At 59.3% G+C, this 12,815-nt stretch carries 8 protein-coding genes and 1 pseudogene; 7 read left to right on the top strand and 2 right to left on the bottom strand.

Annotated elements, in window-relative coordinates:
- Positions 1 to 84: 84 nt before the first annotated feature.
- Positions 85 to 2,363, top strand: a pseudogene (locus Q0C28_RS12690) (PAS domain-containing sensor histidine kinase).
- On the top strand, positions 2,360 to 3,769 hold the full coding sequence (locus Q0C28_RS12685) for a sigma-54 dependent transcriptional regulator (RefSeq protein WP_293576360.1): 1,410 nt from the start codon (positions 2,360 to 2,362) through the stop codon (positions 3,767 to 3,769). Before Q0C28_RS12690 ends, Q0C28_RS12685 begins: the two are co-directional and overlap by 4 nt.
- A gap of 148 nt (positions 3,770 to 3,917) precedes the next feature.
- On the opposite strand, the gene Q0C28_RS12680 is transcribed toward Q0C28_RS12685, so the two are convergent.
- Positions 3,918 to 4,448 carry a hypothetical protein gene (locus tag Q0C28_RS12680; protein WP_293576358.1) on the bottom strand — a complete coding sequence of 177 codons (531 nt, stop codon included), beginning with the start codon at positions 4,446 to 4,448 and terminating at the stop codon, positions 3,918 to 3,920.
- A gap of 45 nt (positions 4,449 to 4,493) precedes the next feature.
- On the opposite strand from Q0C28_RS12680, the gene trkA reads away from it, so the two are divergent.
- The 4 genes from trkA (at position 4,494) to hflX (ending at position 9,066) form a co-directional block, all read left to right on the top strand.
- Positions 4,494 to 5,870: a Trk system potassium transporter TrkA gene (trkA, locus tag Q0C28_RS12675; RefSeq protein ID WP_293576356.1), complete on the top strand. Its 1,377-nt coding sequence runs from the start codon at positions 4,494 to 4,496 to the stop codon at positions 5,868 to 5,870.
- A complete protein-coding gene (locus Q0C28_RS12670) occupies positions 5,870 to 7,426 on the top strand; it encodes a potassium transporter TrkG (RefSeq protein ID WP_293576354.1) in 1,557 nt (518 codons plus the stop codon). The genes trkA and Q0C28_RS12670 overlap by 1 nt, the downstream gene beginning before the upstream one ends.
- Before the next feature lie 129 nt (positions 7,427 to 7,555).
- Positions 7,556 to 7,795 carry an RNA chaperone Hfq gene (hfq, locus tag Q0C28_RS12665; RefSeq protein WP_008204623.1) on the top strand — a complete coding sequence of 80 codons (240 nt, stop codon included), beginning with the start codon at positions 7,556 to 7,558 and terminating at the stop codon, positions 7,793 to 7,795.
- Positions 7,795 to 9,066: a GTPase HflX gene (hflX, locus tag Q0C28_RS12660; RefSeq protein ID WP_293576323.1), complete on the top strand. Its 1,272-nt coding sequence runs from the start codon at positions 7,795 to 7,797 to the stop codon at positions 9,064 to 9,066. Before hfq ends, hflX begins: the two co-directional genes overlap by 1 nt.
- 93 nt (positions 9,067 to 9,159) lie before the next feature.
- On the opposite strand, the gene Q0C28_RS12655 is transcribed toward hflX, so the two are convergent.
- The gene (locus tag Q0C28_RS12655) at positions 9,160 to 11,652 is read right to left on the bottom strand and encodes a penicillin acylase family protein (protein ID WP_293576321.1); all 2,493 of its coding nucleotides are present in this window, start codon (positions 11,650 to 11,652) and stop codon (positions 9,160 to 9,162) included.
- Positions 11,653 to 11,784: 132 nt separating this feature from the next.
- Between Q0C28_RS12655 and Q0C28_RS12650 the strand changes: the two genes are divergently transcribed.
- Complete coding sequence (locus Q0C28_RS12650) at positions 11,785 to 12,687, top strand: NAD(P)-dependent oxidoreductase (RefSeq protein ID WP_293576399.1); 903 nt, start codon at positions 11,785 to 11,787, stop codon at positions 12,685 to 12,687.
- Positions 12,688 to 12,815 lie beyond the last annotated feature (128 nt).

Raw genomic sequence — 12,815 nt, 5'->3', positions numbered from 1 at the left:
GTGGCGTTTTGGCAGTCATGCTATAACAAGCCACGATATGTGGGGGTCGGCCAGAACGGTCGTACATCAGGGTGAGGGCAGCACGTGACGCAGAGGCCACATCTCCGCTCAGCATATGGGCCGTTTACGGCGCTGGATCGCTGGCGCCGCACGCGCAAAGCGCGCAATTTTGGCGCGCTTGGGCTTGTGGTGCTGGGACCGGTTCTGGCGGTTGCCACCTTCCTCATCATCGGACCGTTTTCGCAGGGCGCGGCCTCGCTATCGTTGCGGCTGATTCTGCTGGCGGATCTGATTTATGTGCTGGCCATTGCGGCGCTCGTGCTGACCCAAGTGGGCCGATTGATCGCTGCGCGGCGGGCAAAATCGGCGGGATCGCGGCTACACCTGCGATTGATCGGTGCTTTTGCCTTCCTTGCGTTGACCCCAACCGTGATTGTCGCGCTGTTTGCCGGGCTGACGGTGAACGTGGGCCTCGAAGGGTGGTTTTCGGATCGCGTGCGTCAGGTGGTGGGCAGCTCTCTCGCTGCGGCGGAGGCGTATCAGGCGCAACAGGAACGCGACCTGTCGGAGGATGCAGCGGCGCTTGCGCGCTACATCGACAACAGCCGTGCGCGCAATTTCTTCATCTCTGATGGTCAGCTCAGACAGGTTTTGACCCAGGGCCAGTTGCAGATCCAGCGCGGCCTGCAAGAAGCCTATGTGATTGACGGCGCGGGGCTGATCCGCGCCCGTGGCGAACGGTCCTATGAGTTCGATTTCGAAGCCCCTGCTAGCGCTGACGTCAGCGAAGCGACCTTCAATGGGCTGACGTTGATCCAGGATTGGGACAACAATGAATTTCGCGCCCTGGTGCGGTTGGATGCCTTTGTGGACCGCTTTCTATACGTCAGCCGCGATGTCGACGGGGATCTGCTGAGCCTGCTGGATGACACCAAAGAAACCGCGCACCTCTATCAGCAGTTGGAAAACGAACGCGGCCGGGTGCTGTTTGAATTTGGCCTTCTGTACCTTGGCTTTGCGGTGATCCTGATCCTGGCAGCGATGTGGCTGGGCATGTGGTTCGCCGAACGCCTGTCGCGGCCCGTTGGGCGGTTGACCATCGCGGCCCGGCGTGTTGGTGGCGGCAATCTGAATGTCCATGTCCCCGAAGAGGAAGGGGATGACGAGATCTCTCAACTGGGCCGGTATTTCAACCAGATGACCGATGAGCTGCGCGATCAGCGGGATACGCTCTTGGAAAACACCCGGCAGATCGAACGGCGGCGGCGGTTGTTTGATTCCGTGTTGATGTCTGTGACCTCCGGGGTTGTCGGGTTGGACGACAATGGGCGCGTCACGTTTGTGAACCGCTCGGCGGAGCGCCTGCTGGATTGGAACGAAACCCGGCAATCGCTGGCGTTGGCGGTTGCGGTGCCGGAATTTGGCGCTTTGTTCACCGAGCTGATGGAGACGGGTGCAGAGGTTGTGCAGGGTGAGGTGAAGGTCACACGCCAGGGCCAGCTGGAAAATCTGCTGGTGCGGATGTCGACCCGGCGCAGTGAAGTGGGCCACCTCGAAGGCTATGTTGTGGCTTTTGATGACGTGACCGATCTGGTCAGCGCCCAGCGGATGGCCGCCTGGGGCGACGTAGCGCGCCGGATTGCCCATGAAATCAAGAACCCGCTGACCCCCATCCAGCTGAGTGCGGAGCGTATCAAACGCAAGTTCGCGCCCAAGCTTGGCGAAGAAAACAGCGATCTGTTGCAGTCGATGACAGATGTGATTGTGCGCCAAACCAACGACTTGCGCCGTATTGTTGATGAGTTTTCGAAGTTTGCCCGCATGCCCGAGCCTGACCGCAGACAAGAAGATCTGGTGGCGCTGGTGCGCGATGCCGTGACCCTGCAAAAGGCGGGACAGCCCGATCTGCGCATTGTGGCAGATCTGCCCGATGAACCGTTGTTGGCCGATCTGGATTCCACCATGATCGGGCAGGCGCTGACCAATCTGATCAAAAACGCCGGAGAAGCCGTTGAAACTCTGGCGAAAAAACAAACCGTCTCTGGGCTTGTGCCAGAGGTGAGGATCGCGGTCACATCCGCGGCCAGCGGGTATGAAATCACCATTGCCGACAACGGCATTGGGTTGCCGGAGGATAGGGCCCGGTTGTTTGAGCCCTATGTTACCACACGCGACGAAGGCACCGGCCTTGGTCTGCCGATTGTGAAGAAGATTATCGAAGAACACGGAGGAACATTGGCGTTGGAGGATGCGCCGGTGTTTGAAGGTCAGTCCCATTTCGGGGCGATGGCCGTGATCCGTTTGCCCGCCGCATCACCGGCGTCGGGACAACAAAAGGTACAGTGAAAGCAGGTCTGACATGAGTGACATTCTGATTGTTGATGATGAACGCGACATCCGGGAGCTGGTTTCAGACATTCTGGAGGACGAAGGCTATGCGACACGCAAGGCGGGCAGTTCCGATGAATGTGTGGCCGCGCTGAAGGACGCCGAGCCTGCGCTTTTGATCCTGGATATCTGGCTGAAGGACAGTCAGATGGATGGCATCGACATTCTGAAGATGGTGAAGCGCGACAATCCCGAGATTCCGGTGGTGATCATCTCGGGCCATGGCAACATTGAAATTGCCGTCGCCGCGATCAAACAGGGCGCTTATGACTTCATCGAAAAACCGTTCAATATTGACCAGTTGCTGGTCGTTATTCGACGCGCGATGGAGACATCTTTGCTGCGGCGTGAGAACTCTGATCTGAAACGACGGGATTCTGGCACCAGCGAGATGATTGGCGCCTCCGCAGCCTTCCGCGCGTTGATTGGCCAATTGGACAAAGTGACCAAATCAAATGGTCGCATCATGCTGACGGGCCCCGCTGGCAGTGGCAAGGAAATCGCCGCCCGTTACATCCACACCCAATCCAATCGCGCGGCTGCGCCGTTTGTCACGGTCAACTGTGCCAGCATTGAACCCGACCGGATGGAAGAAGTTCTGTTTGGCCGCGAGGCCGCAGACCGTGGTGTTGAGCCCGGGTTGCTGGAGCAGGCCGATGGTGGTGTGATCTTCTTTGACGAAGTGGCGGACATGCCGCTTGGCACCCAATCGAAGATCCTGCGGGTGTTGGTGGATCAGCAGTTTCAGCGGGTTGGTGGCAGTGAGAAAGTCCGCGTCGATTTGCGGGTTATTTCGTCCACAAACAAAGACTTGGAAGCAGAAATTCAGGCCGACCGTTTCCGCCAAGAGCTGTTTCATCGTCTGAATGTTGTGCCGATTGCCGTGCCTTCGCTGGCCGACCGTCGGGAGGACATCCCGCTGTTGGCTGAGCATTTCATCCAGCATTTCAACGACAGCCAGGGTCTGCCCCTGCGCCAGCTGAGTGACGATGCCGTTGCGCTGATGCAGACCATGTTGTGGCCCGGCAACGTGCGGCAGCTGAAGAATATGGTCGAGCGGGTGCTGATCCTTGGGGAAAACAATGGTCCCATCGAGCCCCGTGATCTGCCGCGCGAGGAAGAACCAGTGAGCGATCAGGGCCGGGTCGTGCTGTCTGGTGCGCTGGCGACCTTGCCACTGCGAGAGGCGCGCGAGGCGTTCGAACGTGAGTATCTGCTGACCCAGATCAACCGTTTTGGTGGCAACATCAGCCGGACGGCCTCTTTTGTCGGCATGGAACGCTCCGCCTTACACCGCAAGTTGAAATCCCTTGGCGTCGTGACGTCCAACAAGGCCGGGGCGCGCATTGCGCATGTCGAAAAGGAAGAAGAAGAAGTCTGATTTCTTCGTTAATTCAATGGCTAACCGGGCATCTCTACAGCGGAGGTGCCCGTTTTCTATCAGGCCTGGTGTTCACCTTCATGATGTATGGATCATCTACCTCGAAAGATGGGTCTGGCGGCGAGGGGACCCACGCGGTGCCCCCGATTTATGGCAGTATGACCGGCTGGGCGTTGGTTTGTGGCACGGCGCAGCTGGTCTCGCTCAGCGCGGACAAACGCTCAGGTCTGATCGCGCCATCAAGGCGTTGGCGCGCGCAACGCGGCAGCGTGATTTCAGCGTATCCTTTGGCAGCCATGCAGCTTTGCTCCAACCGGGAACGCAGCGGTTTGTTGACATCGACGCTATAGATCGCGCCATCGGCCCAGTATCCAGGCGCCCGCGCGCAGGTCCCCGCATGGCAAATCACTGGTCCTTGCCGAAACACCGGCGGTCGCTGTCGCTGTTCGATTGCGACAGGTGCGTCCTTCAACGCGTTGACTTCGCATGACAAAAGATCTCGGTCCCGTTTTTGGACCGAAACATCCTCCTGCCAATAGACCGGCACGGGCCCGCAAGAAAGCAAACCCAGTAAACTGGCAAAGAGTGCGGTGCGTGTTGCAACTGTCATCATATCCGCAGTGTGCCTGGGCTCTGCGGTGAAGACAATTGAATTGACCGTTTTGATCGGTTCTGTCATTCAAATCGGGCACATGCGTCTTTCAGCGGCCCGAGGAATACATCAATGAAGGTCATCATCTGCGGCGCAGGTCAGGTTGGCTGGCAGATCGCCCGGCATTTGTCCGGTGAGCACAATGATGTCACCGTTGTCGACAACAACCCCGAATTGGTGCGTCGCGCGACGGATACGCTGGATGTGCAGGGTATCGCAGGTTTTGCCTCTTATCCTGATGTTCTGGCGCGTGCCGGTGCCCGCGATGCGGATATGATCATCGCCGCGACCCATTCGGATGAGGTCAATATGGTCACCTGTCAGGTGGCCCATTCGGTGTTTTCGATCCAGCGAAAAATCGCGCGCCTGCGTTCAAAAAGCTATCTGGAAGCGATCTACTCGGATCTCTACCGCCGCGACCATCTGCCGATTGATGTGGTGATCAGCCCTGAACGGGAGGTCGCCGCCGCGGCGATGCAGCGCCTGTCGGCGCCTGCGGCCTTTGATACTGAATTGTTCATGGAGGGCCGTGCCCAGCTTTTGGGGGTCCATATCGACGAAGACTGCCCCGTGGTGAACACCGCGTTGCGACAGCTGACGGATCTGTTTTCCACGCTGCGGGCCATTGTGGTTGGCATTCGCCGCGATGGCACCCTGTTTGCGCCCGAGCCCGGGGACCAGCTTTTTGTTGGCGACAGTGCCTATCTGTTCTGCCATGTCGATGACGTGAGCCGTGCCATCGAAGTATTTGGTAAAAAGCAGAAAAAACAAGATCGCGTTGTGATTGTCGGTGGCGGCAACGTCGGTCTTGAAGTGGCCAAAGCGCTTGAGGCTCGCACGGGCCGGACGCGGGCCAAGATGATTGAACGCAACCGCCAATGCGCGGAGCGCGCGGCCGAGACGCTGGAGCGGACCATCGTCTTGAACGGTGACGGCTTGGATCGCTCTCTCATGATGGAGGCGGGCATCGACCGCGCCGATGCGATGTTGGCGATCACGGACGATGACAAGGTCAATATGCTGGCAGCGGTCCGCGCCAAGGCCGAGGGCTGTCCTTTTGCCATTGCGCTGATCAATGATCCAACGCTGGTTCCTCTGATGGCACCCTTGGGGATCGACGCCTATATCAATCCGCGCGCCACAACCGTCAGCTCGATCCTGCGCCACATCCGCTATGGTCGGGTGCAGCAGGTCTATTCCATCGGCGATGCCGAGGCGGAGGTGATCGAAGCGGAAGTTATGTCCACGTCGCCGATGGCCGGGCAGGCGATCCGAGATATCGATTTTCCGGAAGGCGTGCTGGTTGGGGCCGTTCGCAAGGGCGATGAGGTGCTGCGCCCATCTGGTGGCCTGCGGATCGAAGAGGGCGATGTCATCGCGCTGTTTGCAATGGCGGCAGATGTGCCAGAGGTCGAGCGGCTGATGCAGGTCTCGATCGACTTTTTCTGATGGCAACGCCCCGTCACAAAAGCCGTAAGGATCAGCGCAGCCGTGGGGTTCTGCGGCGGCTGCCATTGTTCCTGCTCTTGATGGCGATTGGCGCGCTGGCGATGTGGATCCCCGCCGTGCATGCGCTGGTGCTGGACGATCACAAGACCTCGCGCAGTTTCTTTTACGCAGGCATTCTGGGCCTGATCCTGGTGGTGTTGATCGGTCTGAGCATGGGCAACCGCGTGCCACGCTATTCGATGCCCGGTCAGTTGACATCGCTGTTGGCCAGTTTTGCGGCCTTGCCTGCCTTTCTCGCCTTGCCGGTCTATGAGGCCATCGGCAACACCAGTTTTCTGAATGCCTATTTCGATATGGTCAGTGCGATCACCACCACCGGTGCTGACATTTTCAATGATCCCAACCGGTTGCCGCCCTCTGTTCATCTGTGGCGCGCAATGGTGGGGTGGCTCGGTGGCTTGTTGATGTGGATCGCGGCTTCGGCGATCTTGGCGCCTTTGTCGCTGGGTGGGTTTGAGGTCACCGCCCGTGGCGAGCCCGGACGTGGCACGGACACGCCCTTGCAGATGCAGATCGCTGATCCAAGGCGCAAGTTGATTGCGGTGACCCAGACGCTCGCGCCGCTCTATGCCGGTTTGACGCTTGTGCTGTGGATTTTGCTGATTGTGACAGGGGATAGCGCGCTGGTCGGGCTTGGCCATGCGATGTCGGTCATGGCCACATCTGGTATTTCGACCGTGGGCGGCGTGCCCAACGGCGGCAGTGGTCTCGCCGGTGAAATGGTGATGTTTCTGTTCATGTTCTTCGCCCTGTCACGCCTGACCTTTTCGACCGACACGGTAACCAGCGGTGACAGCCGTCTGGATCGTGATCCGGAGTTTCGCATCGGCCTGCTGATTATCGTATCCGTTCCGCTGCTGCTGTTTTTGCGCCACTGGATCGCAACGTTTGAAGTGGCCTCGACCGACAATCTGTCGGATGCGCTGCGCTCGCTCTGGGGCGCGAGTTTTACCGTTCTGTCGTTTCTGTCGACCACAGGGTTTGAAAGCGCGGATTGGGAAACGGCACGGCAATGGTCCGGTCTGGACACGCCGGGGATCATCCTGCTGGGCTTGTCGGTGATTGGCGGTGGTGTGGCAACGACGGCCGGTGGCGTTAAACTGCTGCGGGTCTATGCGCTTTACCTCAATGGATTGAGGGAGATGGAGCGGCTTGTTCATCCGTCATCCGTCAGCAACGAGGGGATCGGTAACCGCCGGTTGCAACGTGACGGTGCCTTTGTGGCTTGGGTGTTTTTCATGATGTTTGCCCTGTCGCTTGCGCTAATCACCACCAGTCTTGCCGCTGTGGGGGCCGAGTTTGAAGAAGCGTTGATTCTGACGATTGCAATGCTGTCGACCACGGGGCCACTGACCGAGATTGCCGGGACAACGCCCATTCAGCTGATCGAACAGACCGCAACGGCGAAATTGATTTTGTGCTTTGCCATGGTGCTTGGACGCCTCGAAACGCTCGCAATCATTGCCTTGATGACACCAAACCTCTGGCGCAGCTGATCCATCATGGTTAACCTGAGAAAAGTGTACGTGATTTTCGGGTGGAAACTCTGACTAACTACATACATAGTAATAAGTAACCGATGCGCTGGTCCGCAGCGCGGCAAGAACAAAGGCGAGATAAGAATAATGGCTTCGGACAGACAGAATCTTCAGGATGCCTTCCTGAACCACGTTCGCAAAACCAAGGTTCCGGTCACCATCTTCCTGATCAACGGCGTCAAGCTGCAGGGTGTGATCACATGGTTTGATAATTTTTGCGTTCTGTTGCGCCGCGACGGGCAATCGCAATTGGTTTACAAGCATGCGATTTCCACCATCATGCCGGCTCAGCCGATCAGCCTTTATGAAGGTGAAGACGCCTCTTGATGGAGCATGACCGGACGCCCACCCGGGCCTGGGTGGTGCATCCTGATATCAAATCAGACCGCGACAGACGTGATCCCGTGTCCGCGCTTGACGAAGGCGTGTCCCTGGCACGGGCGCTTCCCGACATTGAGGTGATCGGGTCGGACATCGTGCGTCTGCCGAAGGCCCATGCCGGTATGCTGTTCGGCTCCGGCAAAATCGACGAACTGCGCGACCAGTTCAAAGCCCATCATATCGAACTTGTGCTGATCGACGGACCTGTCTCGCCGGTGCAGCAGCGCAACCTTGAAAAGGCGTGGAAGGTAAAGATCCTCGATCGGACCGGGTTGATCCTGGAGATCTTCTCGGATCGTGCGCGCACGCGGGAAGGGGTGTTGCAGGTCGAGATGGCTGCGCTGAATTATCAGCGGACTCGTCTGGTGCGCGCTTGGACCCACCTGGAACGTCAGCGCGGGGGACTGGGGTTTGTCGGCGGACCCGGCGAAACCCAGATCGAGGCGGACAGACGCGCCATCGATGAACAGTTGGTGCGCCTGCGGCGGCAATTGGACAAGGTGGTCAAGACCCGCACGCTGCACCGTGCGGCGCGGGCCAAAGTGCCCTATCCGATTGTGGCTCTGGTCGGTTACACCAATGCCGGAAAATCGACCCTGTTCAACCGGTTGACCGGTGCTGAGGTCATGGCCAAAGACATGCTGTTTGCCACTCTGGATCCGACCATGCGGCGGGTGCAGCTGGCGGATGGGCCGGAAATCATCTTGTCGGACACGGTAGGCTTCATTTCAGATCTGCCCACCGAACTGGTGGCAGCCTTTCGTGCAACCCTCGAAGAGGTGCTGGCCGCGGATGTCATCATTCATGTGCGTGACATCAGCCATGAAGAAAGCCAGGGGCAGGCCCGCGATGTGGAGAACATTCTGGCCTCGCTCGGTGTCGATGACAGCCGCGCGCAGATCGAGGTGTGGAACAAGCTGGATCTGCTGGCCGAGGACGAAGCAGAGACGCGGCGCACGCGGGCGGAGCGGGAAGATGGCATTCATGCCATTTCTGCGATCACCGGCGAGGGGCTTGATGATCTGCTGTTCGAAGTGGCGCAGCGGCTGCGTTCTGTCCGGTATGAAGATGCGCTGAGCCTGACATTTTCGCAAGGCAAGCAGCGCGCCTGGTTGTTTGAACAGGATGTTGTGCAAAAGGAAACCCAGACCGAAACAGGGTTTGACCTGACGGTGCTGTGGACCGAAAAGCAGAAAAATCGGTTTGCTGCGCTGTAGATCTACGCGCTGCTGAACTGTTCTGATCTGTTCTGGGATGTGATTAAGGTGCCGCTGCTATAGTGCATGCGGCGCCTTTTCTTTGTCACCAGACTATTCGCTGTCCGCCGGACGTAGACGGGTGATCCCAACGGCAGCGGCCCGGGCCAGATCCTCATCCAGGGACATTGGGATGTATTCGCCACGGCGCCAAAGCTGTGACATGTCATCATAGTGTCGGGACAGGAAATGGCCGGACTGGCCGGTTGAGATCACAAAAACCGAACTGTCCGGGTCCGCGAAGTCGTAGACACCGCGATATCCGGCGGCATGGACATTGTGAAACGGGTTTGGATCTTCGCCAGAGGTGCGGCCCCGTTGCAGTGTGTTGTCGCCGCCGCTGGTGGATTGCTTGATGTTGACGAAGAACTTCAGCAGCGGCACGTCGCCCAGCACCTCGTGGTTTTGGGTGGCCTGATGGGCATCGCCCCAGCGCAGCGATTCCAGTGCGCTGCCATAGGTTTCATCAATCCACACCAGCGCGTCATCCAGCGCCAGTCGCGCTATTTCGGAACAGGTTTCTGCCCGTGCGCTTTGGCGCACATCACACCAACTGGCGGCGCCATCGACATCGCGGTAGACCCGCTCGATGAACAGCGGATCAACATGTTTGAAGTCCCCCTCGAGCGGTCCCAGATCATCGGCGATCAGCCGTTTTTGCAGGGCGCGCAGCCAGGCCGCATAAATCAGCGGTTCGGGCAGGTGCTCGTTCATCTCACCATTCCAGTCGGCGAGCAGCGACAGGGCGACCTGGCGCTGACGTTCCGGGGTGCCTTCGGCTGCGGCAGCACCGGTGAACCACAGATCCGCGCCGATCAGCGGCAGAAGGGTGCGAGCCGTGAAGGACACGGTGTCCAGCTGCGCTTCGATGAAACTGTCCCGCGTATGAACTTGGCGATCCTGCATCAGACGCTGCCACCGGTTGACGCGCTGGGTGTCCCCCCAATTGTAAGACACGTGATTGGGAAACGGCCGGTCCAGCAGTTTGTTGTTGGTGTTGCCCAAGATGCCCCCGATGGGGTCAACAAACTGCGGGTTGGCGGCATAGGGCTGGCGGCCAGCCCATCTGTTTTCCGGGCGCCAACCCTGGCTGGGCAACCGTCCCTGGCTTTGATGGCGCGGCGAACGGGCGGGAAAGGCACCAACGGTTTTCAGGGCGATGCTGTTGCGATCAGCCATGGTGATGTTTTGGGACGGCGCGACAAAGCCTTCGCCAATCTCAATCGCCTGAGCAACAGAATTGGCCCGCATCATGGCAATCGCCGCACTGATAGAGGTGTCTTGCGGGCTGAGCCCGGTCCAAGCCAGGCTGACCACATGACCCGGTGGGGTGATGCTGGCGAGGTTGAACAAAGACCCCGGCAGGACCGGCCCGTTTTCGGTCCAACGCAGGGTCAGTGTGACGGGGGCGTCATCTTTGATGTTGATGATCGAGGGGCGCGCACGAAAGGGTTTGTAGCCTTCGGGCGTCAGGTATTGCTCGGGATTTTCGGGGTTGATCCGCTCGATATAAAGATCCTGATCATCGAGGTAGGATGAGGTGACACCCCAGCCCATCACATCCGATCTGCCAGACAGTATGGCGGGAATGCCAGGAATGGTGGCCCCGATGATGCCGCCTGTGCCCAGTTCGAGCCGGGCCAGATACCAGATCCCCGGTGCGGTCAGCCCCAGATGGGGATCATTGGCCAAAAGGGTGCCGCCCGCAGCGGATCGCCCGGTGGCCGCTGCCCAGGCATTGGAGGCCCCGGCCTGACCAAAAGGCGCGACAGGCATCAGCGGAACCGCCGCGGTGGAAGCCGTGGATGCGATCTGAAGGTGTTCTCGCCCCAGCTCCGGGAAGAGCGCTGCATATTCCGGCAGAACAGTGATCCCCTTGCCCGGTGCGTCGGGCAGGATATCGCGCAGCCGGTCAGGATCGGGCAGGGCAAGCGACACTCTGGCGCGCAGGATTTCATCCTGCATCTGCCCAGACAGTTTCAATGCCATCAGCTTCATCACTGCAATGCTGTCCGCCGGTTGCCAGGGGGCCATCGGCACATTGAACAAAAACATCTCTGGTGCGCCGCGGCCCAAGGCGTCGTTGTTGATTTCCTGCAGACGGGCGTTGACCCCGGCGGCGTAGGCTTCGAGGGCTGTCATGGCCTCGGGTGTTTGGGCCGACACCGATTGCTGGGCCAAGCGGTAGATGTCCAGTCTGCGAATCAACGTATCCACCGGGACGGTACGGCTGCCAAATACCTCTGACAGCCGCCCCTTTGCGGTACGCCGCAGAACGGTCATCTGCCACAGCCGATCCTGGGCGTGGGCGTAGCCCAGCCCGAAATACACATCCTCATCGCTGGCGCCGTAACTTCCGAAGATATGCGGCACATTGGCATTGTCGCGCACGATCTCCACCGGTGCGAGCAGCCCGGGCAGCGCAATGTCTTTGTCGTAGTCAGGCAAAGACTGCGACGCCAGGAAATAGACCATCGCCAACCCCATCACAGACAGGAGGATGAGCCCGGCGGTGAGGCGCAGCAGCCAGCGGAAAAGCAGTCTCATCAGGGGTGCGGGTCCTTTGATCTGTGCCTGTCGTCTGGTCAGGGATCGCCTGAACAATGTGGCGACGGGAGGCGGTGTTTTTTTGCCCTCACAGATTGCGCCGCCGCTGCGGCCTGTTAGGGTGTCGCCAACATAGGGCAAGACGCATCAGGGGAAAAGCAGATGGCGACAGTTGCATTCTTGGGTTTGGGGGTCATGGGGTATCCGATGGCTGGTCATCTGGTGGCGGCTGGACATGAGGTCCGGGTTTACAATCGCACCACCGCCAAGGCACAAGCCTGGGCCGAGGCGCACGGCGGCAGTTTTGCCACGACCCCGCGGGAGGCCGCGGAGGGGGCAGAATTCGTGATGGCCTGCGTCGGCAATGATGATGATCTGCGCAGCGTCTGTCTGGGCGAAGACGGCGCCTTTGCCGGCATGGCGGAGGGCGCGGTTTTTGTGGATCACACAACCGTCTCTGCGCAAGTCACCCGCGAGTTGGCTCCTGCGGGCTCCGAGGCTGGTTTGGCTTTTGTGGATGCGCCGATTTCCGGCGGTCAGGCCGGGGCTGAAAACGGTGTCTTGTCAGTGATGTGTGGCGGCACGCAGGCGGCTTATGATCGCGCGGAGCCAATCATCGGTGCCTATGCCCGGATTTGCCGCCGCATCGGCGACAGCGGCGCGGGCCAGATGACCAAAATGTGCAATCAGATCGCCATCGCCGGTCTGGTCCAGGGGCTGAGCGAAGCGCTGCATTTTGCTGACAAGGCCGGTCTTGACGGGCGCGCCGTGGTCGAGGTGATCAGCCAGGGGGCTGCTGGCAGCTGGCAGATGGCCAACCGTCATGAAACCATGTTGGATGATCATTTCGATCATGGCTTTGCGGTTGATTGGATGCGCAAGGATCTGGGGATTTGCCTGGATGCAGCAGATGACACCGGCGCAAGCTTGCCGGTCACGGCGCTGGTCGATCAGTTCTACAAAGAGGTGCAGAAGATGGGGGGCGGTCGTTGGGACACCTCCAGCCTCTATAAGAGGTTGAAAGCATTGGATTGATCCAGATGCGCCGCTGACTGTGATTGCTGGCTGTGATTGCTGGCTGTGATCGCAGATTGTGCGCAGTGCTCTTGTGCGCAATGCGGTGTAGAAAAGAACGCGGGTCACAAAAGAAAGCGCAGAAAAGA

Origin of the sequence: Phaeobacter sp., from assembly GCF_022825805.1 — a bacterium.
Taxonomy (GTDB): domain Bacteria; phylum Pseudomonadota; class Alphaproteobacteria; order Rhodobacterales; family Rhodobacteraceae; genus Phaeobacter.
This window is presented reverse-complemented; position numbering and strand designations above follow the sequence as displayed.

Coding starts and splice junctions, on each gene's coding strand:
- Q0C28_RS12680 (WP_293576358.1), bottom strand. CDS start 4,448: ATGACAGAACCGATCAAAACGGTCAATTCAATTGTCTTCACCGCAGAG.
- hfq (WP_008204623.1), top strand. CDS start 7,556: ATGGCTTCGGACAGACAGAATCTTCAGGATGCCTTCCTGAACCACGTT.
- trkA (WP_293576356.1), top strand. CDS start 4,494: ATGAAGGTCATCATCTGCGGCGCAGGTCAGGTTGGCTGGCAGATCGCC.
- hflX (WP_293576323.1), top strand. CDS start 7,795: ATGGAGCATGACCGGACGCCCACCCGGGCCTGGGTGGTGCATCCTGAT.
- Q0C28_RS12670 (WP_293576354.1), top strand. CDS start 5,870: ATGGCAACGCCCCGTCACAAAAGCCGTAAGGATCAGCGCAGCCGTGGG.
- Q0C28_RS12685 (WP_293576360.1), top strand. CDS start 2,360: ATGAGTGACATTCTGATTGTTGATGATGAACGCGACATCCGGGAGCTG.
- Q0C28_RS12655 (WP_293576321.1), bottom strand. CDS start 11,652: ATGAGACTGCTTTTCCGCTGGCTGCTGCGCCTCACCGCCGGGCTCATC.